26 protein-coding genes and 1 pseudogene are annotated in these 20,348 nt (G+C 63.5%); 13 read left to right on the forward strand and 14 right to left on the reverse strand.

What is annotated here, in order from left to right:
• Positions 1 to 9: 9 nt before the first annotated feature.
• From C7450_RS14500 to C7450_RS14515, 4 genes are read right to left on the reverse strand one after another with little or no spacing between them, the layout of a single operon-like run.
• Positions 10 to 996, reverse strand: a complete 987-nt coding sequence (locus tag C7450_RS14500; RefSeq protein WP_110375190.1) for an MDR family NADPH-dependent oxidoreductase — start codon at positions 994 to 996, stop codon at positions 10 to 12.
• Entirely contained in the window at positions 993 to 1,346 is a 354-nt protein-coding gene (locus C7450_RS14505) for a TfoX/Sxy family protein (protein ID WP_110375191.1), read from the reverse strand. The genes C7450_RS14500 and C7450_RS14505 overlap by 4 nt, the downstream gene beginning before the upstream one ends.
• Positions 1,343 to 1,720, reverse strand: coding sequence for a nuclear transport factor 2 family protein (locus C7450_RS14510; RefSeq protein WP_110375192.1), 378 nt, complete (start codon positions 1,718 to 1,720; stop codon positions 1,343 to 1,345). The genes C7450_RS14505 and C7450_RS14510 overlap by 4 nt, the downstream gene beginning before the upstream one ends.
• Complete coding sequence (locus C7450_RS14515; protein WP_110375193.1) at positions 1,710 to 2,258, reverse strand: TetR/AcrR family transcriptional regulator; 549 nt, start codon at positions 2,256 to 2,258, stop codon at positions 1,710 to 1,712. The genes C7450_RS14510 and C7450_RS14515 overlap by 11 nt, the downstream gene beginning before the upstream one ends.
• A gap of 49 nt (positions 2,259 to 2,307) precedes the next feature.
• On the opposite strand from C7450_RS14515, the gene C7450_RS35115 reads away from it, so the two are divergent.
• Positions 2,308 to 2,541, forward strand: coding sequence for a hypothetical protein (locus C7450_RS35115; protein ID WP_425351210.1), 234 nt, complete (start codon positions 2,308 to 2,310; stop codon positions 2,539 to 2,541).
• A 315-nt stretch (positions 2,542 to 2,856) separates the two neighbouring features.
• Here the strand turns inward: C7450_RS35115 and C7450_RS14525 are convergent, their stop codons facing one another.
• Positions 2,857 to 3,432 carry a TetR/AcrR family transcriptional regulator gene (locus C7450_RS14525; protein ID WP_110375194.1) on the reverse strand — a complete coding sequence of 192 codons (576 nt, stop codon included), beginning with the start codon at positions 3,430 to 3,432 and terminating at the stop codon, positions 2,857 to 2,859.
• A gap of 105 nt (positions 3,433 to 3,537) precedes the next feature.
• Between C7450_RS14525 and C7450_RS14530 the strand changes: the two genes are divergently transcribed.
• Together C7450_RS14530 and C7450_RS14535 are read left to right on the forward strand one after the other, a co-directional pair.
• On the forward strand, positions 3,538 to 4,224 hold the full coding sequence (locus C7450_RS14530; protein ID WP_110375195.1) for a glutathione S-transferase family protein: 687 nt from the start codon (positions 3,538 to 3,540) through the stop codon (positions 4,222 to 4,224).
• A gap of 159 nt (positions 4,225 to 4,383) precedes the next feature.
• Positions 4,384 to 4,791 (forward strand): annotated as a pseudogene (locus C7450_RS14535) (type IV secretory system conjugative DNA transfer family protein); the annotation flags it as partial.
• 39 nt (positions 4,792 to 4,830) lie between these two features.
• Here the strand turns inward: C7450_RS14535 and C7450_RS14540 are convergent.
• From C7450_RS14540 to C7450_RS14555, 3 genes are all read right to left on the reverse strand, one after another.
• Positions 4,831 to 5,112 (reverse strand): DUF4326 domain-containing protein, encoded by a 282-nt coding sequence (locus tag C7450_RS14540; RefSeq protein ID WP_110375196.1) that lies wholly within the window; start codon positions 5,110 to 5,112, stop codon positions 4,831 to 4,833.
• A gap of 253 nt (positions 5,113 to 5,365) precedes the next feature.
• Positions 5,366 to 6,001, reverse strand: a complete 636-nt coding sequence (locus tag C7450_RS14550; RefSeq protein ID WP_110375197.1) for an NrsF family protein — start codon at positions 5,999 to 6,001, stop codon at positions 5,366 to 5,368.
• A 13-nt stretch (positions 6,002 to 6,014) separates the two neighbouring features.
• Complete coding sequence (locus C7450_RS14555) at positions 6,015 to 6,563, reverse strand: sigma-70 family RNA polymerase sigma factor (RefSeq protein WP_110375198.1); 549 nt, start codon at positions 6,561 to 6,563, stop codon at positions 6,015 to 6,017.
• Between the two features lie 196 nt (positions 6,564 to 6,759).
• Between C7450_RS14555 and C7450_RS14560 the strand changes: the two genes are divergently transcribed.
• From C7450_RS14560 to C7450_RS14580, 6 genes are all read left to right on the forward strand, one after another.
• Positions 6,760 to 7,047, forward strand: a complete 288-nt coding sequence (locus C7450_RS14560) for a BufA1 family periplasmic bufferin-type metallophore (RefSeq protein ID WP_110375199.1) — start codon at positions 6,760 to 6,762, stop codon at positions 7,045 to 7,047.
• Between the two features lie 63 nt (positions 7,048 to 7,110).
• A complete protein-coding gene (gene bufB / locus C7450_RS14565) occupies positions 7,111 to 7,965 on the forward strand; it encodes an MNIO family bufferin maturase (protein WP_425351211.1) in 855 nt (284 codons plus the stop codon).
• A 3-nt stretch (positions 7,966 to 7,968) separates the two neighbouring features.
• Positions 7,969 to 8,727: an HvfC/BufC N-terminal domain-containing protein gene (locus tag C7450_RS14570; protein ID WP_110375200.1), complete on the forward strand. Its 759-nt coding sequence runs from the start codon at positions 7,969 to 7,971 to the stop codon at positions 8,725 to 8,727.
• A gap of 53 nt (positions 8,728 to 8,780) precedes the next feature.
• Positions 8,781 to 9,194, forward strand: coding sequence for a DoxX family protein (locus tag C7450_RS14575; RefSeq protein WP_245449816.1), 414 nt, complete (start codon positions 8,781 to 8,783; stop codon positions 9,192 to 9,194).
• A 56-nt stretch (positions 9,195 to 9,250) separates the two neighbouring features.
• Entirely contained in the window at positions 9,251 to 9,391 is a 141-nt protein-coding gene (locus C7450_RS33970) for a hypothetical protein (protein WP_170147250.1), read from the forward strand.
• Positions 9,392 to 9,780: 389 nt separating this feature from the next.
• Positions 9,781 to 10,239: a M10 family metallopeptidase C-terminal domain-containing protein gene (locus tag C7450_RS14580; protein ID WP_170147251.1), complete on the forward strand. Its 459-nt coding sequence runs from the start codon at positions 9,781 to 9,783 to the stop codon at positions 10,237 to 10,239.
• Positions 10,240 to 10,406: 167 nt separating this feature from the next.
• Here the strand turns inward: C7450_RS14580 and C7450_RS14585 are convergent, their stop codons facing one another.
• Entirely contained in the window at positions 10,407 to 10,820 is a 414-nt protein-coding gene (locus C7450_RS14585) for a 3-hydroxyacyl-CoA dehydrogenase NAD-binding domain-containing protein (RefSeq protein ID WP_210206451.1), read from the reverse strand.
• 160 nt (positions 10,821 to 10,980) lie between these two features.
• On the opposite strand from C7450_RS14585, the gene C7450_RS14590 reads away from it, so the two are divergent.
• The 4 genes from C7450_RS14590 (at position 10,981) to C7450_RS14605 (ending at position 14,706) form a co-directional block, all read left to right on the forward strand.
• Positions 10,981 to 11,802, forward strand: coding sequence for an ABC transporter permease (locus C7450_RS14590; RefSeq protein ID WP_146227341.1), 822 nt, complete (start codon positions 10,981 to 10,983; stop codon positions 11,800 to 11,802).
• A complete protein-coding gene (locus C7450_RS14595; protein WP_110375204.1) occupies positions 11,802 to 12,806 on the forward strand; it encodes an ABC transporter ATP-binding protein in 1,005 nt (334 codons plus the stop codon). Before C7450_RS14590 ends, C7450_RS14595 begins: the two co-directional genes overlap by 1 nt.
• Before the next feature lie 14 nt (positions 12,807 to 12,820).
• Positions 12,821 to 13,861: an ABC transporter substrate-binding protein gene (locus C7450_RS14600; RefSeq protein ID WP_110375205.1), complete on the forward strand. Its 1,041-nt coding sequence runs from the start codon at positions 12,821 to 12,823 to the stop codon at positions 13,859 to 13,861.
• A gap of 65 nt (positions 13,862 to 13,926) precedes the next feature.
• Positions 13,927 to 14,706, forward strand: coding sequence for an ABC transporter permease (locus C7450_RS14605; RefSeq protein WP_170147252.1), 780 nt, complete (start codon positions 13,927 to 13,929; stop codon positions 14,704 to 14,706).
• A gap of 149 nt (positions 14,707 to 14,855) precedes the next feature.
• On the opposite strand, the gene C7450_RS14610 is transcribed toward C7450_RS14605, so the two are convergent.
• The 5 genes from C7450_RS14610 to C7450_RS14630 form a co-directional block, all read right to left on the reverse strand.
• The gene (locus C7450_RS14610; RefSeq protein ID WP_170147253.1) at positions 14,856 to 15,644 is read right to left on the reverse strand and encodes an SDR family NAD(P)-dependent oxidoreductase; all 789 of its coding nucleotides are present in this window, start codon (positions 15,642 to 15,644) and stop codon (positions 14,856 to 14,858) included.
• Between the two features lie 134 nt (positions 15,645 to 15,778).
• Complete coding sequence (locus tag C7450_RS14615) at positions 15,779 to 17,092, reverse strand: aspartate aminotransferase family protein (protein WP_110375208.1); 1,314 nt, start codon at positions 17,090 to 17,092, stop codon at positions 15,779 to 15,781.
• Complete coding sequence (locus tag C7450_RS14620) at positions 17,089 to 18,600, reverse strand: M81 family metallopeptidase (protein ID WP_110375209.1); 1,512 nt, start codon at positions 18,598 to 18,600, stop codon at positions 17,089 to 17,091. The genes C7450_RS14615 and C7450_RS14620 overlap by 4 nt, the downstream gene beginning before the upstream one ends.
• Complete coding sequence (locus C7450_RS14625; protein WP_110375210.1) at positions 18,597 to 19,721, reverse strand: CaiB/BaiF CoA transferase family protein; 1,125 nt, start codon at positions 19,719 to 19,721, stop codon at positions 18,597 to 18,599. Before C7450_RS14625 ends, C7450_RS14620 begins: the two co-directional genes overlap by 4 nt.
• Positions 19,718 to 20,344 (reverse strand): 3-hydroxyacyl-CoA dehydrogenase family protein, encoded by a 627-nt coding sequence (locus tag C7450_RS14630; RefSeq protein WP_245449753.1) that lies wholly within the window; start codon positions 20,342 to 20,344, stop codon positions 19,718 to 19,720. Before C7450_RS14630 ends, C7450_RS14625 begins: the two co-directional genes overlap by 4 nt.
• Between the last annotated feature and the right edge of the window lie 4 nt (positions 20,345 to 20,348).

The raw sequence follows: 20,348 nt of genomic DNA on the forward strand, positions 1-20,348 counted from the left end.
GTGCGGTGGTCAGGGCCGGTCGAACGTGACCAGCGTCTTGCCCTGACCCATGGTCTCTTCGGCATGGGCAAGCGCCGCCCTGATGTCGGAGACCTGAAACCGGGCCGAAACCCCGGGCGCCAAGGCGCCGGTCCGGGCCAGGGCGGACAGGCGCTGATAGAGCGCGACGATGTCCGCGCGTGGCGTTTCGGCCAAGTATCGCGTCAGCCAGAAGCCACGCAGCCGCAGATCCCCGAACACCAGGCGAGCGGGGTCGATCCGCATTGGGTCGCCGCTCATGGCGCCATAGGTGACCAGGGTCCCGCCTGCACTCAGGCAACCGGCAAGCCTCCCCGTCGACGCCCCGCCGACGGCATCGACTGCCAACCGGATTGGCGCGTCACCGGTCAGCGTGGCCACCTGCCCGGCGAGATCGTCGCCGTCGAGGAGCACATGATCGCCGCCGAGCGCGCGCAACTCGTCCGCGAGGCCCTGCCTGCGCACGATATTGACCGTGCGGAGCCCCTTGGCCGCGGCAAGGGCGATCAGAGCGCGGCCGACAGCCGAATTCGCCGCGTTCTGGATGACCCAGTCTCCGGGCGACAAGGCCGCGTAGGTCTCCAGCAAAAGCAAGGCCGTGGCCGGGTTGACCTTCAGGACGGCGGCCGCCTCGCGCCCGATCTCCGGGGAGAGCCGGATGAGTTCGTGTTCTCTCAGCAGAAGCCGTTCACGCCAATTATCCGTGCGGAGCGAGATGACGCGATCACCCGGTGCAATGCCGCGCACCGCCGCACCAACCGCCTCGACGATGCCCGTCGCTTCATTGCCGAGCGCGTCCCCATTCGCCGGGTTGCGCGGATAGACGCCGCGAAACAAGAGAAGGTCGGCGGGATTGATCGGGAACGCGTCCACCCGCACCAGAATCTGGTCATCAGAGGTCAAAACCGGATCCGGCACGTCGACGCATTCGGCCACATCCGCCGGGCGGCCGGTCGTGGGAAACGTGATCTGTCTCATGATGCGGCGCGCTTTCGTTGCGGAACCGAGCGGGCGGCCCGGAGCGCGTCCGCTGCCCAGCCGGACAAGCCTTCCGGGTCGTCGAGGATCTCGCCCGGTGCCTCGTAATAGGCCGTGACCGTCACTTGGCCTGAGGCGCCGGCGTAGCTGAACGGCGCGCAGCCATGGCGTTCGAAGGCACCGCGACCGGCCTCGTCGGCCTTGAGATAGAGGACGCCCTTCATGACGAAGCCGAACTGAACGCCATCGGCCCGCAGGCTCGCGCCCCCGAAGTACCGGTGCACGGAAATCGGGCCGAGACCTTCGATCCGGGCGGCGTACTCCTCCGCCAACGCCCACTGCGACGTCATGTCGAGACGCCCGCCGCGGGGTCCGACGACGTCAGCGGGAAGAACCCGCTGATCTCCTTCAGGCGCCCCTCGGCATCGTGATGGGCATAGCTCGCGCCGAGCTGCAGCACGGCGCCATCCGCATTCTGGAGCGCCCATCGGGCGAGAGACCGGCCGTTGTGTGCGATCACCTGGATGATCCGGAAACGGCCGCCCGGCACGCTCTGCTGGAAGCCGGCCATATAGTCGGACAGCGCGGCCCGGCCCTTCAGCGGACCGTTCGGATCGCAGTAGCTGGCGTCGTCGGCGAGGCATTCTTTCAGCTCGCTCTCCCGCCGCGCCGGGTCGGACGACCAGATGGCGGCATAGCGGGGCCAGAGCGCTTCAGCATCCATGGCGTTTCTCCAATGTCTCGAAATGCTGCGTGATCATCGCTTCAAGCGCGGCCTTGTCGTAGCCGGCCCGGATCAGAACGAGGATGCCCTGGTAAAGCGCGAGCAAGGCGACGGCGTCAGTGTCGTTGCCGCGGAGGCGGTCGGCGAAACACGCGCGGAGAATGGCGAATCCCTCGGTGACGAAACCAGGCTGTTCCCTGCCCCCGAATTCGACGGCGCTGTTGGTGATCAGGCAGCCGGACGAGCCGCCGTCCGGCTCATGCAGGAGGGACAGGAACAGCCGCCGAAGGCCAGCGATACCCGCGCCCTCGGGCGCATGCTCCTCGATACGGCGGGCGAGGACCGTCCGGTTGTAATGGGCGGATGCGGTCTCGAAGAGGCCCCGCTTGTCGCGGTAGCTGTTGTAGAGGCTTCCGGAGGTCAGGCCGGTCGCCTCCTCCAGATCGCGCACCGAACTTGCAGCGAAGCCCCGACGGCGGAACACGTGCATCGCCCCGGTCAAGAGACGGTCTTCGTCGAAGGTCCGTGGGCGGGCCATTTTTGGGGTCTCCATTTCATAACGCGTATTATATAATGCGTGTTATGAAATGTGGTCAAGTCCCCTCAGGCAGGGAATAGGCCTGTTCCCGCCGAGGCCGCGCGATCCGGAACCGGTTGCCCGTGTCATCGTCGCCTGCCGCGACGAAGCCCAGGCGGACGAGGCGATGCGTCGGATCCGGCAGACGACTCCCGGCCGCATCGCCACCAGATACGACAAACTTGCCAGCAACTTTCCAAGCGCAACCTATCGCGCCGCCGTCGTTGCCTATTGGCTCAATTGAGTCCGGAGCCCAGCGGGGCGCCGCCTGCTCGAGCCGCTTCGAGCCGATCCTTCGCCCTATGTCCAGGACTCGGTCGGCAACTACAACGAGGTCAGACCCCACAGCGCGATCGGATACAACGTCCCGGTCGACATGCATAATCCCGGTGGCGCACCCAGCGCGTCAGCGTGATCAGAGCCGGAAAACTCCAGCTGCCGGCGATCCAAGGCTGGGGAGCAGAGCACAGGGTGGATCGGTCTCGTGGCAATTGGGGCGGCAAAAGGGACTGGAACTCTAACAACCGCCGGCCTAACGTTCCAAGTCAATTTCACCCGGCTAACCAGATGGTTGGCCATCCAAGATGAGTTGGTCACTTATCTTGTAGCAGGCATCAAGGACACGCTCAGAAAGACGCTCATCATTTAGCGCGCGTGCGATCGCAACACCGCCAATCATTAGAGCAGTTACGGCTAACGTCGATTCCCGATCATGGGTCATTTGTAAGTCGTTTACACGGCTGATCATATCCTTGAAGACCCGTGTGTAGACCTCTCGAATTTCTTGCTCCTGATTGGCAACGTCCGTCACTAGGAAGGCGAGCAGACAGATAGGCCCATCCTGCTTGACGTGGGCCATGTCGAGATAACCTCGAATCATAGCCCTCAATGCCGTCTCATCGGTTTTTTCATTGAGAGCAGCAACCGGACCGTGGACGGCGGCGTGAAAAATCGCCTCCACATACACTTTCCGTTTGGAATCGAAATGGGCGTAGAACGCGCCACGAGTGAGCTGAGCACCCCGCATGAGGTCGTCCAGCGTAACGCCCTCATACCCGTGCTTGGAAAAGAGGTGAACAGCGCTGTCGAGGATGCGCTGCCTTGTGTTGAGCGTATGCTCCTTGGAATAGGGCATTTTTGCTTCCCGACCACCAGAATATGTTCTTTAACATAAATTGGATGGCGCTAGCGTGCAAGGCTGATGGATCAACATCCAGTTCTTGCAAGGGAGCCTACCTACATGATTAATTCAGACTTGGAAAACGCCGCAGGGGAGCAAATCGGAGGTTATATCGGCCTTTACTATTCGCCAGGAGCTTGTTCCCTTGCTATCCATATCGTGCTGGAAGAATTGAATTTACCATACCAACTGAAGCTGGTTTCTGTCGCTGAGGGGAAGACGTCGGAGCCAGAGTTTTTAAGCGTCAACCCCAAGGGCCGTGTTCCCGTTTTGGAACTTGACGATGCCATTCTCACCGAGGCACCGGCTATCCTGGTTTATCTGGCGAAGGCGAAACCGGAATCCGGACTCTTACCGTCCGAACTACTTGATGGCTTTCGTTGCTTGGAATGGCTGAACTGGCTTTCAAGCACGGTTCATGCGGTGGGTTATGGGCAGCTCTGGCGCCCCGAACGCTTCACTGATGACAGAACTCAATTCGAAAACATCATCGCCAAAGGGCGCGAAAACATCATCGCCGCCTATCGCCACATAGAGAAAATCCTCTCAGGCAGGCAATGGAGCGTCGGCGATGGATATTCCTGCGTAGACCCGTTTCTTCTCGTTTTCTATTTGTGGGGAAATGCTGTCGGCTTCGCTATGCAGACCGAATACCCGGCATGGTCGGCACATGCAGCGCGCGTCCTCGCTCGCGATGCCGTTCAGCGCGCTATCGCGCAAGAGGGACTGACGCTCCCTTCTTCCTGATCAAGCACAAGCCGACTTCGGCATCATCGGTCTGACGGTCAGATCAAGTGGAAGGCGTCTTTTGAGCGCATTCCAGAGAGGACTGTTAGACCGCGAAACAGGTCAACGGGTAAAAATGCGCCGACGTTCCTCTCTTCAGATCAAAGATGACAGTCCGTTCAGGAGCAACTTGGAAGCCCCTGGTTCGAACTGGGCGGCTGGCCGGTCTACTATCCGCTGCTCTTCTTCTGGTGGTCGTATTCCTACGACGCCTATGCGCCGGCGATCTTCGTCGCGGGCGCGATCATCGCCGCGTCGGGCGGGTTCATGTCCATCGCCGTCGCCATCACCCTGTCGATCATCCGGGCGCGCGAGGCGAAGAACGTTGCCACCTACGGCTCGGCGCGCTGGGCCTCACCCGAGGAGGTGAAGGCGGCCGGGCTGCTCGGCCGGGACGGCATAGTGCTCGGCAGGCTGGAGCGCGACTATCTGCGCCACGATGGTCCGGAGCATGTGCTGTGCTTTGCGCCGACCCGTTCCGGCAAGGGCGTCGGCCTCGTCGTGCCGACGCTCCCGACCTGGCCCGGCCCTTGCCGACGAGGATGACTTTGTTGACTGATGCGGCCATCAGGCGGGCTCCCTGTTCGCGAATTCGAGAAGAATGTCAGCGTGGCAAGGCTGGTCGGGCGGACACCAGCACCTGAGGTTCTTACCCCGCAACCGGCTGAGATCAGCTCGGATGCGAACGACAACGGGAAGACCGTTGACCATGGCGTCGCGGAAGCAATGGACGCACATGGCGCGGAGTTCATCGTCCGTGCCCAGGTATCCGACCTCGCGCGCCTTCGCGATGGTCCAGGGGTTGCCCCATTTCGTCGAGCGATCGACCTTCACCGTGTTGGGCGGCATGCGCCAGCCTCCACTGTCCTGGATTGGGTCAAGGCCTCAGGCTTTCGCAGCGAGGGCAATCCGGTCGAGGGTGTGACCAAGGGCCTTCCCAAACAGCGGGATCGCGACGCGCACCATGCGGCATAGCCCTATGACAAGGTACCAGCGTTCATCCAGACGATACGCGCTCAATCCAATCCACCAAATGCTGGGACTAAACAACTAGCTCGGTCGCTGGATTGCCATGCTCTGCTTAGGCGCAACCTGCGCGCTCCTACCAGGACAGCACACGGCGGCCGATCAGCGCGCCGGCGGCGGTCACGAAGCCGATGGCGATCCCGTACCAGACCAGCACGAAGAGCGGCGAATCGTCGACGCAATGCAGCGCGTAGAGCGCGGCTCCGAGGCTGCCGGCCAGCGCGCCGCCAGCCGCTCCGGCCAGCATTGGATGTTCCGGCGCCCCGCGCTTCAATGCATAGAGCGCCGACACCAGAACCGGAGCGGCCATGAGCGTCACCAGAGACAGGCAATAGATCGCGCTGTGGCCGAAGAGGCCAGGCATCCAGCCCGGCAAAGGCGTGACGACCAGTTCCGTGACCACCCCCAGCATCAGCGCGCCAGCCGGGATGGCTAGCGCCCACACCAAAGGTCGCGCATCCGCGCCCGGACGCACGAGACGCAACGCCAACCATATTGATGTCGCGGCCAACGACAGCGTGACGATGAATTTGAGCAGGATGCGCGGCTCCATCATCAATCCCGGCATGCCTGCGCGTGGTGACAGGATCAGCGCGAACAGCGCGACCGCTCCCGCCAGTCCAATGCAGAGCGCACGCGCCAGACCGCTTTCCAGGCTGCGCTCACGCCGCGTATCGGCGGCAAGGCCGCGTATGAGATCGTCGGTCTTCACGTCATCTGGTCCTTCATTCGTCGGCTTTCAGCCGGGCCGAGAGGCTGGCAAAGGCACGATGCAGCGTCACGCGTACCGCCCCCGGCGCCATCTTCATGCGTTCGGCGGTCTCGCCGACCGAGGCCCCATCGACCGCGATCGACCGTATCACCGAGCGCTGCTTGTCCGGCAGCAGCGCCAGATGGCGTTCAACGTCTTCGGCCTCCGTGCCAGGACGCTCCTCGGGCGCGGCGAGCATTTCGGCGAAATCCTCCACCGGCACTTCGACCCGCCGCCCACGCCGACGCAGATGGTCGATCAACTTGTTGCGCGCGATGGTGCGAAGCCACGGCCCGAGCGGATCGCCCACCCGCCAGGTATGCCGCTTCAGATGCACCGCCAGCAGCGTCTCCTGCACCACATCCTCGCTCTCACCGGTCGGCGCGCCCATCCGCCAGAGCCGCCGCTCCACCACGGAACGTATTGCGGGCGCGATCTCGCGCAGCAACCGCTGATAGGCCGGCTGATCGCCGCCCAGCGCCGCCTGCATCAGCTGCATCCAGCGCTGCTCGCGATCATCCATCAACACATTCCTTAAGGTAAGTTCGCCGGCTGCCGGCAGATCGTTACAGCGCGTCCGCGCAACCGGCGAAATTCGTGCCGCGGCATATTTATTCGCCGGCCGCTGTAACGCAACGGCGGATGAGCCCGAAAGAGGATGTAGCGCCGGCCTGAATGACAGGCCCGCGCCAAAGCAACCTCACAGAGGACATCCTTCCATGACCACCAAGAACACCCTCGCCGCCGCTACCTTTGCCGGTTCGCTCGCCGCTGCGCTCGGCATGGTGGCCGCCGCGTCGGCCAGCCCGGTCGCCCCGCAGCCGAACATGGACAAGTGCTATGGCGTCTCGATGGCCGGCCAGAACGATTGCGCCGCTGGCGCCGGCACCACCTGCGCGGGTACGTCCAAGGTGAATTACGACGCCAAGGCCTGGAAATACGTCGCCAAGGGCACCTGCGAGACGATCAAGACCCCGAAAGGCATGGGCCACCTGAAGGCCATGTGACGGCAATCCCGCGAACCGGAGGGCGCCCTGCCGCGCCCTCCGCACCGCACGCAGGAGATCACCATGATGAAGCAACTTCCAGCCGGTGTCGGTGTCGGCTTCAAGCCCGAACATTTCGACGCGATCATTGCTGATCCAGCCGCGCCCATCGCCTTCCTCGAAATCCATGCCGAGAACTATATGGGCGCGGGTGGCCGGCCCCATGCGCAACTCGCTCAGCTGCGCGAGCGTTTCGCACTGTCAGTCCATGGTGTCGGCCTGTCCATCGGCGGTGAAGCGCCGCTCGACAATGCGCATCTCGCGCGGCTGAAGACACTGATCCAGCGCTACCGGCCCGAGAGCTTTTCCGAGCACCTTGCCTGGTCCTCTCATGGCGAAGCATTCTTCAATGATCTGCTGCCGTTGCCCTATACGCCGGCGACGCTGGCGCGGATCGCCGACCATATCGCTGAAGTGCAGGACACGCTGGGTTGCCGCATGCTGCTGGAGAACCCCTCGACCTATGTGCGCTTCGAAGAGAGTACGATCGGCGAGGTGGATTTCCTCGCCGCTTTGGTGGAGCGCACCGGCTGCGGCCTGCTGCTCGACATCAACAACGTGTTCGTCTCGGCGGTGAACCACGGCATAGATGCGCGCGCCTATCTCGCCGATTTCCCGCTGGAAGCGGTCGGCGAAATCCATCTTGGCGGCCATGACGAGGATATGGACGACAACGGCGCGCCGCTGCTGATCGATGCCCATGGCAGCCCGGTCGCTGATGCTGTCTGGACCCTGTTCGCCGAGGTGATCGCACGTACCGGGTCGCTGCCCAGCCTAATCGAGTGGGACAATGACGTGCCCGCATGGCCAGTGCTCCGCGCCGAGGCGGCGCGCGCGGCCGCAGTGCTGGCGCGTCCTTCCCGCCACGCAGCGGCCTGAGCCATGACCGCGCTCAGCGCATTTGCGGCGGCGCTTACAGCGCCGGACCGGCGCCCACCGCCGGAATTCGCCGGGCGGGCCGAGCGCCGCTTCGCAGTCTACCGCAACAATGTCATGGTCGGGCTGATCCGCGCACTGGAGACGCGGTTTCCTGTCTTGGTCTCGCTACTGGGTGAGGAGTTCTTCCGCGCGATGGCGCGGGAGTTCACCCGTGCGCACCCACCGAGTTCGCCAGTGCTGATGAGCTTCGGCGATGAGCTGCCCGACTTCATCGGCGGCTTCGAGCCAGCGGAGGAGATGCCCTATCTCGCTGATGTCGCCCGGATCGAGATAGCCCGCACACGCGCCTATCACGCGGCGGATGTGCCCCGGCTCGGCACGGATGCCTACTCGGAACTGACGCCTTCCAATTTCGAGGCGATGCTTATCGACCTTCACCCGGCGGTCGCGGTGATCCACTCGCATCATCCGATCTGGACCATTCTCGCCATGGCAAGCGGCTGGCAGCCCGCCGCCGCCATAGAAGACTGGCAGCCGCAGGCAGTACTGGTCAACCGTCCCGATCTCGACGTCCTCGTGCGTCCGCTGACCACCGGCGCCGCGCTGTTCCTTGAAGCGCTCGGTGCGGGTCGGCCCCTCGGCATCGCGGCGACCGAAGTCGCACAAGATGTGCCGGATTTCGATCTGCCCGCTGCGCTTGCCACCCTCATTGGCGATGGGCTGGCCACCCGCATTCATGTTTTTGGTGGAGACTTACCATGACCGCATTCAACTCGACCGCGTCGGCAGCGAGACTCTCCACCACGCTGGAGCGCATGCGCGACCGTCTCGACGCCGTTCCACTCTCTCTGGTGCTTCTCTGCGCCCGCATCTTCCCCGCCGCGGTATTCTGGCAGTCCGGCCAAACCAAGGTCGAAGGCTGGCAGGTGACGGACAGTGCCGTTGCCCTGTTTCACGAAGAGTACCGGCTACCCGTCATCGATCCATGGCTCGCTGCGCATCTCGCTGCTTTCGCCGAACATTTCTTCCCGGTGCTGCTGGTGATCGGCCTTGCGACACGGCTCTCGGCGCTTGCGCTCTTCGGGATGACGATGGTGATCGAGATCCTGGTCTATCCGGATGCGTGGCCGACCCACGGCGTGTGGGCAACCTGCTTCCTGCTGCTCATCCTGCGCGGTCCAGGTGCGGTCTCGCTGGATGCGTTGATCGCGAAGCGGTTACGATCGTGAAGCGCTCGCGACTTCGGCACATCGAAACTGGTCGCCGCTCTCGCGGGGTCGCACGCATGACCCGGCTTGCAGTCGCCCAGATGCCGACCTTCTTCCGCATCGGCACCGGCGGCACGGGACTGGCGATGATCGCGCCCATCCCGCTGCTGCAGTGGAGGAGAAGATCCGAAATGCTGACCGCGCACGAACAGACGTAAAGCGGATGTTCGGGATGGCTGTTCGGGGTGATGAGCAGGCTTTCATGGACCAATTCCGCCGGAAGACAATTCGACAACACAACGCACGCAGTTTTCAGAAGGACCTCCGTCCGTTTAGTCGTCCCATATGCGGATGCATCATCCAGTCCGCTTGCGTCCTTCCGAGTCTCGCGGCCTGAACCTTCAGCGACAAAGACCCACTGACGTGCCGAAACGGTGCTCCCAACAGAATTTTTCGACTCATTCGCAAAGACCCAGACGACGGCGGGCAGGCCATTATGACTATGAGAGCCGGCGCGACTTCGTGGAACAGTACGACCGGGCCGTCACCCCTGACCATCAAAGGATCGAATGGCGATAATGACATTCGATTTGAGGGTGAGGCGGATATGGTCATCATCACACAAGGCGGCCAGGATGTGATCTGGTCCTGCGCAGGCGCCAATACGATCACACCAGGCGGGGGAGCTGACACCATCTACCTCGAATATGGTCACACCACGCTGCGCTATGAGAGCCTCAGCGATTCAACACTCACGGCGACAGACGGCATCTCATTTTTCACGCATGGCAGGGATAAAATTGACCTGACGGGGCTCGGCCTATCGCTTGCGTCTCAAGAGGTGCTTGAGGCAGCGCAAGCTGCGGCTGCTACGCAAACAAGTCTGTCGGCGGCACTGGATGTCTTCGCCCAGCTCATTGGCCGCCACGGCGCGGGTTACTTTTCCTATGGCGATTACATCTATGCATTCGGAAACAACGGTTCCGCCGCATTCAGCTCAACCGATGATCTCGTCATTCGCCTTGGGGGAAGCATCGGGTTCACGAGCGAAGATTTCATTTTTTGAGCATCCCATCCCACCCAAAAAAACACCGGGATTGTTGAGGCATACTCGCTCGCATCGGTCCAACTCATGTGACTTTAGCGGCGGTCTGGCCGCAACAGGTGGCGTGACTGTCTTCTGCTTCCCAAACATTTGCCTTGGTAGGGAATAATAGCATCGCAAACATCGGCTCATAGTTGGCTTTGTGCGGCTATTGAAGCTCCAGCTTGACCTTGGCTTGCAAGTGTGCAGCAGGCCAAGGCTATTAGTGCGCCGACGCCCCGGCGTATGTTGCTGTACGTCAAGCGCATGTCGGCACAGGCAGAGCGCGGTCGCGTCATCACGCCTTGGGTCTGGTTGCCTGCCGAACCCTTATCGCTTCGCGCGACGGTGGCCCGCGCACGCTCCGTGACGGTGGTATCCACATCGATGATCGTCACTGGCAGCCCGGCGTTCACGCATGACATTGCGATGCCGCAGCCCTTACTGCCCGCACCGACAACGCCGACCTTGGAGATTCGGCGGGGAGTTATTCCATCGAGCCCTGCTACCCGGTCCGCTTCGGCGACTTCCAGATAACGCGCCGCGGACTGCTCGTTGCTCATTCCTCGCACCCATAGAAGAGCCATTGAGGGGAACGTGTACGCCAAGTCGGCCGTCAAGATAATAAAAAAATTTCACTTAGATGTAAATTCGTTGACGGGGCGATGTTGGCGAAGATAGGGTCGCTTCCGCACATTCGGAGACGAGAATTGGAGACGAGCGTTGGAGACAACCAGACGAGGCAGGTACGGCAACGCCGTGCTGGTCATGGCCACAGTGCCGGGATTCGCACTGCTGTTAGTGCCGCTGCTGCTGATCGTCTGGATGAGCTTTTTCAGCGATCCGATCCTTGCCTTCCCTCCGTCCGGGTATAGCATTGAGTGGTATGGCAACGCGTTGGCGCAGAAGCCGTTTGTCGATGGCTTCTTTCTCAGCCTGCAGGTGGCGGTTGCCGCCACCTTCCTCGCGCTCGTAATCGGGGCGCCGGCGTGCATCATCGCGGCCCGGCAGGCGCCGGTCCACCGCGCGGCGACGGTGGCGTTCCTTACCTCGCCCCTCATCATCCCCTCGGTCGCGCTGGGCACAGCGATCTACCTGGTGCTCGTGGAGTTCGAGGTGGTTTCGGGCGTGCGGCTCTCGGGCAATTCCATCGGTCTCACCCTCGCGCACACGCTCATCGCGCTCCCCTGGATCGTGCGGCTGTTGACGGCGGCGCTGGGCGGCTTCGACAAACACCTCGAAGAGGCTGCGATCAGTCTCGGCGCCCACCCGGTGCGCGCCTTCCTCTCCGTCACTCTCCCCGCCCTGCGCCCCGCCATCGTCGCGGGCGCGCTGTTCGGGTTTGTCACATCCTTTGGAAACCTCGAAATGTCGCTGTTCCTTGTTTCACCCGGCTCGGTCACCCTGCCGATCGCCACCCTGCAGTACCTCATGTCCCGGCTGGACCCGACGGTCGCCGCCGCCGCCGTCCTGCAGGTCGTCATCATCCTCGCTGCGGTACTCGCAACCAATCGCTTCGTGCGACTTTCGAAGGTGATGGTCTGATGGCCGATATAGCGATCCGCGGCCTCTCCAAGCACTACGGCGGCATGGCAGCGGTGGAAGATCTGCACCTGGCGATCCCCGAAGGCGCGCTGCTCTCCCTGCTGGGGCCAAGCGGCTGCGGCAAGACCACGACGCTACGCATGGTGGCGGGGTTCATCGAGCCGACCCGGGGCAGCATCGACATCGGCGGCACCGAGGTTGTGCGCGTGCCGCCGCACCGGCGCGACCTCGGCCTCGTCTTCCAGTCTTACGCCCTCTTCCCGCATATGACGGCGGCAGAGAATATCGGCTTCGGCCTGCGCATGCGCCGTGTGCCGAAACCGGAGATTGGCGAGCGCGTGACGCGCACCCTCAATATGGTGCGCCTCGGCGGGCTGGGCGACCGCTATCCACGCCAGCTTTCGGGCGGCCAGCAGCAGCGCGTAGCGCTCGCCCGCGCGCTCGTCATCGAACCGCGAGCCCTGTTGCTCGACGAGCCGCTCTCGAACCTTGATGCGAACCTGCGCGAGGAAGTACGCGTGGAGATTCGTGAGGTACAGAAATCGCTAGGCGTCACCACGCTGTTCGTCACGCACGACCAGAGTGAGGCGCTGTCTGTCTCCGATTACGTGGGTGTGATGCGCGCAGGGCGGCTGGAGCAGCTTGGCACAGCGACCGACATCTACCAGAAACCGCGCACGGGGTTCGTCGCGACGTTCCTCGGCGGCGCCAACGTGATTAAGCTCGACGCGCTGGCTGCCGTTGTGCCCGCGGCGGTTGTCGAGGCGCTGCGAGGCCAGGGCAACGCCATCGGCGTTCGCCCCGAAACGCTGGCGATCCGGTCCGGGCTCGACGTGGAATTCGACGCCAGGATCGAGGCCTCGGATTTTCTGGGTGCCTATTGGGAGTTGCTCCTGGGCACGCCCATCGGCCCGCTCAAGATCAGAACCAACCAACCGCAGCCGGTCGGAAGCAGCGTCCGCGCCGGCTGGATGAACAATGACGCTGTGTCATTAGAAGCCTGACTGGAGAACGAGAAATGACGACAAGACTGTCGCGCCGCCAGGCGCTGGCGCTGCTTGGGTCAGCCGCCGGCACCTCGATGCTGCCCAAATCGAGCCTGGCCGCTTCGGGCAAGGTGACGGTGGGCACATGGGGCGGAGCTTTCCAGGACGTGCTGACCAGCTCCGTCAGCCCAATACTCGCCAAGGACCAGATCGAGATCGTCTTCGACATCGCTATGCAGGGCGAACGCAAGACCAAGCTGCTCGCCGAGAAGCGGCTCCGCACCGGCAGTCTCGATATTGTCCTGCTGGCCGACAACGACATGTACGAAATGAACCTCGCTGGCGTTCTGGCCCCGCTGCCTGCCGACCGGATCCCCCAACTCGAGAAGCTGTTCCCCGAGTTCCGCAACAGCTATTCCGTGCCGCAGATTTCGAGCGGCCTCGTCATCATCTACCGGTCCGACCGCGTCGCCGCGGCACCCAAGAGCTACGCGGACCTGTGGACATCGAAGTTCGCGGGCAAGCTTGGCATCGCCGATACGCTTTTCGTACAGAACATCATCGTCGCGTCGCAGGTCGCAGCGGCCGGTGGCCCAATTGATTACGAGGCGGGCAAGAAGAAGCTGTTGGAACTCAAAGCGTCGGGCGTCAAGATCTATCCCGGCGTCGACCAGCTCGCACAGGGAATGAAATCGGGCGAAGTGACGACGACCATCATGTGGCGCGCGCGCGCCGCGCAGTGGAAGGACGCTGGCATTCCGGTGGACAATGTGGGCGCGACCGAAGGCATCCTGCCGGTCACATTCGAGATCGGCATCCCCGCCAATGCGCCCAACCTCAGCCGCTCAATCGCCTTCATCAAGAGTGCGCTGAGCCCGGAGGCTCAGGTCGCGTTCGCCAAGCAATTCGGCTACGCGCCGACGGTCAGCGATTCGGGCATCAGCCAGGAGATGCTCGACAAGCTGGGCTTCACCGACCAGGAGCGAGCACACTACTTCAAGCCGGACATCAAGCAGATCGCCGAGCTGACGCCGGCCTGGTCCGATTGGTGGCAGACCGTCTTCCTCGCATGACGCGATCGTCCACCGCTTCACTCCTCCTCGTACCTGCGACGATACTCATCGTTGCAGGTGTGCTGGTGCCGTTCGCCTATCTGTTTCGGATCAGTTTCAACGAGTTCCGACCGGCACTGTTCATGGTCGAGGCCCTAACCCTCGCAAACTATACCAAGATCCTGACCGAGCCGTATTGGATGATGGTCATGGCCAACACGCTCAGCACCAGCTTGGCATCGACGCTCGTCTGTATGCTGCTCGCCTTCCCGATCGGGCTGATGCTGGCGCGCAGCCGCAGCCGGTTCAAATCGCTGCTGGTGATGATCATCGTGATCCCGCTCTTCATCGGCAGCGCCGTGCGCGCGTCCGGCTGGGTAGGCCTGCTCGGCTATGGCGGCATTGCTGACACGCTGGCGAAGGTCATCGGCGCCGATGGGAGTTTGGGTCTGATGTTCACCCAGTTCGCGGTGATCATTGGTACCGCATCGGTGGTGATTCCCTATATAGCGCTGTCGGTGCAGGCCGGTATCGAGGGCGTGCCGCCCGACCTCGAATCGGCGGCACAGAGCCTAGGGGCGACACCGTCCAAGGCGTTCATACAGACGGTACTGCCACTCGCCGCCCCCAGCATCCTCAGCGGCACGGTGCTGGTCTTCATCCTGTGCGTCAATTCGTTCGCGACGCCAGTGCTGCTGGGAGGACCGCGGTTCAAGATGATGGGGCCGGCGATCTACGACCAGATCGCCGGGAAATCGAACTGGCCGTTCGGCGCAGCCCTCTGCTTCGTCTTGGTCTGCATGACGCTCGCCACCCTATCCCTCGCCTTCGTGGCACGGCGGCTGTTCTTCCGCCGGAGCTTCTGAGAGCGTTAGAGCAAATCCGACTTAGATGGAATCGCCTGATACCATCTAAGTCGGTGAATTTTCTCGTTAATTTTCGAGCGGAGCAAGCCCGCAAAAGACGGACTTGCTCTAGGTGACCCGGCGGTTTTCGGACCGCCGGGGACGCGGCTTCAGTGGTGGCCGGTCCAGTGGCGTTCGGCCCGCACAGGCTGTTCTAGACCGTCCACTGGCACGCAACGGCCATTGACCCAATGCGAGCGGCAGGATGCCAGAAAGACTATGACGTCGGCCACCTCTTCGGGGCGCCCGAGGCGGCCCATCGGGAATGCAGCGGCGAGATAGGCGGCATAGTCTTCCGGGTGCTGCTTGCTGTAGCTACCCCAGCCTCTGCCCTCGACGAAGATCGCTCCGGGCGCGACGGCGTTGACCCGGATGCCATGTTCGTTGAGCTCGAGCGCCCAGCGCTCGGTATCGAAGATCAGGGCTGCCTTGGAGCCACCATACTGGCCGCTGCTCGCAAGCTGCGGTACCCAGCCCGAGATTGAAGCCACGTTGACCATGGCAGCGCCGGGCCGTCCAGACATATGCGGGATGGCGAGCCGCATCAGCCGCGCGGTTTGGACGACATTGCGCTCGAACGTGATGCGCCATTCCTCGTCGGTGCTGTTGGCAAGCAGCCGGCCGCCCACTGCACCACCGACATTGTTGACGAGGATATCGATGCCGCCGTGGCGGGCGACGACTGTGTCGATCAGGCGAGCCCCGTCAGCCGGGTCGACCGCGTCGCAGACCACCGGCAGAACCGGGTTCGCGGAGGCTGGCATCTGTTCAAGCACCGCGCGCAGCTGCGCCTCGTCCCGTCCGCAGATGGTGACCTTCGCTCCCTCGCGGACGAATTCCCGCGCCGTCGCGAGGCCGATGCCGGAGGTCGAGCCCACCACCACAACAACCTTGTTCACCAATCCCAAGTCCACTTTCGTCCTCCGATCGGCTAGAGCAAGTCCGTCTGTCGCGGACTTGCTCCGCTCAGAAATTGACGAGCAAATTCAAATAATTAAATGGTTCAAACGATTCCATCTAAGCCGGATTTGCTCTAGGTAGCCTGCTGGGCCTCAAGTGCGGCATACGCATCGAATGTCTCGATGATGAGTTGCAAATCTTCCTCCGTCATGGGCGTCGACAAGCAGATCATGCCACTCGCGGGCACGAGAAGTCCCGCTTCGATGAAATGGTTGACGTAGCGGGATATCGCCGCACGTTCTGCGGGAGTTTCCACCGCGTCGCGGTAGTCGAGGGGCGCCACCGCCTTCGCATGGACGCGCAGCAGTGAGGCTGCGCCCGTGACAGAGAACGACAGCCCATGCCTCGAGATGCTCTGACGGAGCCCCGAACGCACGGTGTCACCGGCCGCGGCGAGCCTGTCGAAAACAGCCGGGGTCAGTGCCTCCATCCCTGCCCGGCCCGCAACCATCGAGACCGGATTGGCCGAGAAGGTGCCGCCCTGGGGAACCAATGGGCCGCCGGGCTTCTTGGAGAATACGTCCATGATGTCGGCCAGTCCGCCGATCGCACCGATCGGGAAGCCGCCGCCGATGATCTTCCCCAGCGCGACGATATCGGGTTTGAGGCCGATCCGCGCGGAAGCGCCATGATAGCTCTGACGCAGATTGAGCACTTCGTCGGCAATGACCAGCACACCGTGCCGCGCTGCCGTTTGCTGTATCGCCGTGACGAAGGCCGGCGTCGGCTCGATCAGTCCGGCGCGGCTCGGCATCGGATCGAGCAGAACCGCCGCGAGACGATCCGCGTGCTGTTCTATCAGCGCTGCGGCACCCTCAGCGTCGTTGAATCGCAGGGTCACAACATCATCGAGCACGCGTTCGGGCATGCCACGATAGTAGCTCGTGTTCGCCGGCGCATGGGGCGGCCCCCAGTTGGTGGACGCGCTTGTCTGGCTTACTTCGACCCAGTCATACCCGCCGTGGTAAGCGCCCTCGATCTTGGCGATGGCCGGCCGACCCGTCATGGCACGGGCGGCCTTGACGGCAAACATCACCGCTTCCGTGCCGCTGTTTACGAACCGTAGCCGCTCGACGCCAGGGATACGGCCGCAGATCAACGCGGCGAGCGCGATCTCGGCCTCGGTCGGGTTGGCGAAGCAGGTGCCATCGCGCAGCTGCCGGGTCACCGCTTCGACGACGGGAGCGAAGGCGTGCCCGTTGATGAGCGCCGTGAAATTCCCATGCAGGTCGAGGAACCGCCTGCCGTCGACGTCGAACAGCGCCGCTCCTTCGCCGCGCGCAGCGTAGATGGGATAGGGGTCGCGCTCGATGGTGATACGCGTTGTGCCATCGGGGAAAACGTTGAGACCCCGCTTAAAGGCCTCAACGGACTTTGATCTGGTCATGGCACATCCTTTGTTCCGGAAGGCAGAGGAGGCGGCGGGAAGCGCCGGACTTGAAGATCGGGAACGATATGCGGCGCTTCCGGCCACAGGGGCGGGCGCCGCTGGAATGTGAAGTAGCCGGACACATAGTTGGTGAGTCCCGGCGTATCGACGACGACGCACCTGCCCAGCCGCTTGAAGGCCATCTCGAAATGGAAGCCGGACTTGCAAACGACGAGGTCGTATTCCTCCGGATTCTCGCCCGTGCTGATAAAGGCCTGAGGGTCCTGACTCAGTGCGGGCCGGCTGCTCACGACCAGCATGCAATTGCCCGATTGCAGCACCGCTGTCGGACCCATGTCGGCAGGTTCGTTGGCAAGGAAGGGCCCCTCCTGGACGAACCGGCCGTCCGTGAGGTTTCGTACCTTCCAGGCGGCTGCGACGGGGCGCTCCGTGCCCACGATGGTGCCACCTACGGCGATATCGACAGTGGCCCCGATACCCGCCGCCCTGGCGGCTGAGACCGCGGCGGCATCCGTGATCGGGATCAGTGCCCTGAGATCGGAGCCGGTCTTGATGAGATGACGGAGGATATAGGTGCCGTCGCCCGATCCACCGCCGAGAACCCGGTCCCCCTGGTCGCCCAGAACGAGCAACCCGGTTCCGGGCCGGTGCGATGCGAGCACGCTCTCAAGCGTGGGGCGATCAACGCCGAACTGTTCGCGTCGGCTCCACAGGTCTTCGGCGAGCCGGCGGACGGCGGCGGACGCGGCGGTGCCGTCGGACAGCGTCGTCACGCACTGACCTGAAGGGGCTCCATCAAGAAACATGTAAGTGTTGTAGATCGACGCATCGAGCAGGTCCGCCTCGAGCTGACGACGAAGCGCGTGGATCTCCTTGAGCGGCCCCGCCCCGGTTCCGAGTTTGCCCGGCAGCAGCAGCGGCAGCCATATTGCACGGGCGACGGGTGCGATGGTTCCGGCCAGAGTTTCGAGCAGCAGCCTCGCCGCACGTTCGCCCGCCAAATGATAGTCGCTGTGCGGATTCTCCTTGCACGAAATCCACAGCGGGGTCGCCTCGAGCATGGCCGGCGTCATGTTGCCATGCATGTCGAGGCTCGCGGCGATCGGCACATCAGGCCCGAGCACCTTGCGCAGTGCCGTGGCGATGTCACCCTCGGTGTCCGCTAGTTCCGTAGTGCCCATCGCCCCGTGCAGATCAAGGAACACCGCGTCGGGCCGATGCCGCTCCGCAGCGGCAACGATGCGATCGCGCAGCAGGACATACGCCGCGTGCTCGGCGAGACCACCCGGCGGCGCGACCGCCGAGACAGTCGGGATAAGGCTGGCTCCAGCGGCCTGGAGGTAGCGCACACCCCCGCCCAGCCCGGTCCCGGACTCGAGGGCCTTCCCGATGAGCGCCTCGCCTTCGACGACGACGAAATCCTCGGCCTGGGTCTTTCGCGGCGCGAAGCTGTGCGCCTCGAGAAAGATCCCACCGACGAGCACCCGGGGGCTGCCTGTCGTCACGGCCGGGGCGCTTCGAACAATGCGTTGTGCTCGCCGACCGCCGGTGCGCGCAGCGACTGGGCGGGACGCCTCAGTCCGGGGTCAAGCGGCACCGGTAGAGCGGGCATGCGCGCCGCGCCATTGGCAGAGACGAGTTCGTGCCCGAACAGGCCGCGCGCATGGAAGTGCGGATGGGCGACAGCCTGCTCGAGACTGCGAACGATCGAGCAGCAGCACTCCTCATTGGCGAAGATGTCCCGCCAGTGCGACGCCGGCCTCGAAACGACAATGGTGGCAACACGCTCGATGACGCCAACCCTGTCGGCCGCGTCATCGGCAAGTGACGGCGGGAGTTCGATCAGGCGACAGAAGGTCTCCCAGAACTTCTGTTCGATCGGTGCGGCGGCCACGAGTTGGCCGTCGCTGGTCGGGTAGAGCCGATAGCGCGGGGTCCCACCGGTTTCGAGACCGTCCGAGCGGCCGGGCCACTGGCCCGTGCCGAAACCCTTGCCCAGGGCCCAGTACATGAAGGGGAAGAGGTTGTCGGCCATCGACACATCTATGCGGCAGCCATCTCCCGTGCGACGGCGCTGCTCCAGCGCGAGCAGGATGTTGATCACCGCAGGCAAGGCACCGCCCGCGATGTCGCCGATCAACGCAGGTGGCACGACCGGCTGTTCCACGGGGCCGCTGGAAAGAGCCAGCAATCCCGTCTCGGCGACGAAATTGAGATCGTGTGCCGCGGTCATGCTGAGAGGACCCGATTGACCGTAGCTAGTGATGGAGCAGTAAACGAGCCGTGGGTTGAGCGCACGAAGGGCGGCGTAACCGAGACCCAGGCGATCCATCACACCGGGGCGAAACTGCTCGATCAGGACGTCGGCGCGTGCGATCTGCGCAATCACCCGGTCACGGTCGACCGGATTCTTGAGGTCGACGGCGACGCTCTTCTTGCCACGGTTGAGGAGGGCGAAGTTGGTGCTTACCCCATCCCAATCAGGATCGTAGCGGCGCATCTCCTCCCCGTCGGGACGCTCCACCTTGGTGACATCCGCCCCCGCCTCGGCCAGGATCAGTGAGGCCATCGGCCCCGGGAGCAGGGTCGAGAAGTCGATGACGACAATTCCGTCAAGCGGGGTCATGTCCGGGCCGCCCTGCGTTGGGCCGCTGCAACGCTGCGCGCTGCGGGGGCGAAACCTGGCGTGCCGAAGGTCTCGAACAGCGCCGCGGTGACGTCGTAGTGATGTGCAAGACCGCCGCGCTCCACACGCTCGACCGGTCCGTCGACATAGCCCAGGCCCAGCCGACAGGTGAGGTCGAGATCGGCCTGGGTGGCAAGGCCCTCGTCCACGAGCCGTAGAGCGGCATTATAGACCGGACGGATAAGTCGATCGACAATCCGCCCGGGCTGATCAGCGCAGACCACAACCTGGTAGCCTGCAGCCTCGAAAAGAGCGCGGGCGGCAGCTACGGCGCTATCGCCCGTAGCGCGAGCACGCACGAGCTCGACCAGCCTGCTCGGCGCATCGGTGCCGTTGGCATAGCGCGTAAAGCCGAGGATGTTCTCGGCCTCCGCCGCCCACGGATCTCCAGCCAGCGCGGCCAGCATACGGTGGTCGAGTTCGACCAGAACGGCGACACTCTCAGGATGAGGAACGACTGGGCTGCCCAGTGCATGGACATCGATCGTACCTTGGCCATCGAAATGCGGGCTATCGAGCCAGTGGGCGGCGCCGTCGGCGCCCGTATGAATACGGCAGGTCATCGCT

Origin of the sequence: Chelatococcus asaccharovorans (genome assembly GCF_003201475.1) — a bacterium.
In the GTDB taxonomy this organism is placed as follows: Bacteria; Pseudomonadota; Alphaproteobacteria; order Rhizobiales; family Beijerinckiaceae; genus Chelatococcus; species Chelatococcus asaccharovorans.

Coding starts and splice junctions, on each gene's coding strand:
- C7450_RS14630 (WP_245449753.1), bottom strand. CDS start 20,344: ATGACCTGCCGTATTCATACGGGCGCCGACGGCGCCGCCCACTGGCTC.
- C7450_RS14500 (WP_110375190.1), bottom strand. CDS start 996: ATGAGACAGATCACGTTTCCCACGACCGGCCGCCCGGCGGATGTGGCC.
- C7450_RS14580 (WP_170147251.1), top strand. CDS start 9,781: ATGGTCATCATCACACAAGGCGGCCAGGATGTGATCTGGTCCTGCGCA.
- C7450_RS14530 (WP_110375195.1), top strand. CDS start 3,538: ATGATTAATTCAGACTTGGAAAACGCCGCAGGGGAGCAAATCGGAGGT.
- C7450_RS14555 (WP_110375198.1), bottom strand. CDS start 6,563: ATGGATGATCGCGAGCAGCGCTGGATGCAGCTGATGCAGGCGGCGCTG.
- C7450_RS14570 (WP_110375200.1), top strand. CDS start 7,969: ATGACCGCGCTCAGCGCATTTGCGGCGGCGCTTACAGCGCCGGACCGG.
- C7450_RS14575 (WP_245449816.1), top strand. CDS start 8,781: ATGCGCGACCGTCTCGACGCCGTTCCACTCTCTCTGGTGCTTCTCTGC.
- C7450_RS14525 (WP_110375194.1), bottom strand. CDS start 3,432: ATGCCCTATTCCAAGGAGCATACGCTCAACACAAGGCAGCGCATCCTC.
- C7450_RS14615 (WP_110375208.1), bottom strand. CDS start 17,092: ATGACCAGATCAAAGTCCGTTGAGGCCTTTAAGCGGGGTCTCAACGTT.
- C7450_RS14560 (WP_110375199.1), top strand. CDS start 6,760: ATGACCACCAAGAACACCCTCGCCGCCGCTACCTTTGCCGGTTCGCTC.
- bufB (WP_425351211.1), top strand. CDS start 7,111: ATGATGAAGCAACTTCCAGCCGGTGTCGGTGTCGGCTTCAAGCCCGAA.
- C7450_RS14585 (WP_210206451.1), bottom strand. CDS start 10,820: ATGAGCAACGAGCAGTCCGCGGCGCGTTATCTGGAAGTCGCCGAAGCG.
- C7450_RS14600 (WP_110375205.1), top strand. CDS start 12,821: ATGACGACAAGACTGTCGCGCCGCCAGGCGCTGGCGCTGCTTGGGTCA.
- C7450_RS14595 (WP_110375204.1), top strand. CDS start 11,802: ATGGCCGATATAGCGATCCGCGGCCTCTCCAAGCACTACGGCGGCATG.
- C7450_RS14505 (WP_110375191.1), bottom strand. CDS start 1,346: ATGACGTCGCAGTGGGCGTTGGCGGAGGAGTACGCCGCCCGGATCGAA.
- C7450_RS14510 (WP_110375192.1), bottom strand. CDS start 1,720: ATGGATGCTGAAGCGCTCTGGCCCCGCTATGCCGCCATCTGGTCGTCC.
- C7450_RS35115 (WP_425351210.1), top strand. CDS start 2,308: ATGTGGTCAAGTCCCCTCAGGCAGGGAATAGGCCTGTTCCCGCCGAGG.
- C7450_RS14625 (WP_110375210.1), bottom strand. CDS start 19,721: ATGACCCCGCTTGACGGAATTGTCGTCATCGACTTCTCGACCCTGCTC.
- C7450_RS14540 (WP_110375196.1), bottom strand. CDS start 5,112: ATGCCGCCCAACACGGTGAAGGTCGATCGCTCGACGAAATGGGGCAAC.
- C7450_RS14515 (WP_110375193.1), bottom strand. CDS start 2,258: ATGGCCCGCCCACGGACCTTCGACGAAGACCGTCTCTTGACCGGGGCG.
- C7450_RS33970 (WP_170147250.1), top strand. CDS start 9,251: ATGACCCGGCTTGCAGTCGCCCAGATGCCGACCTTCTTCCGCATCGGC.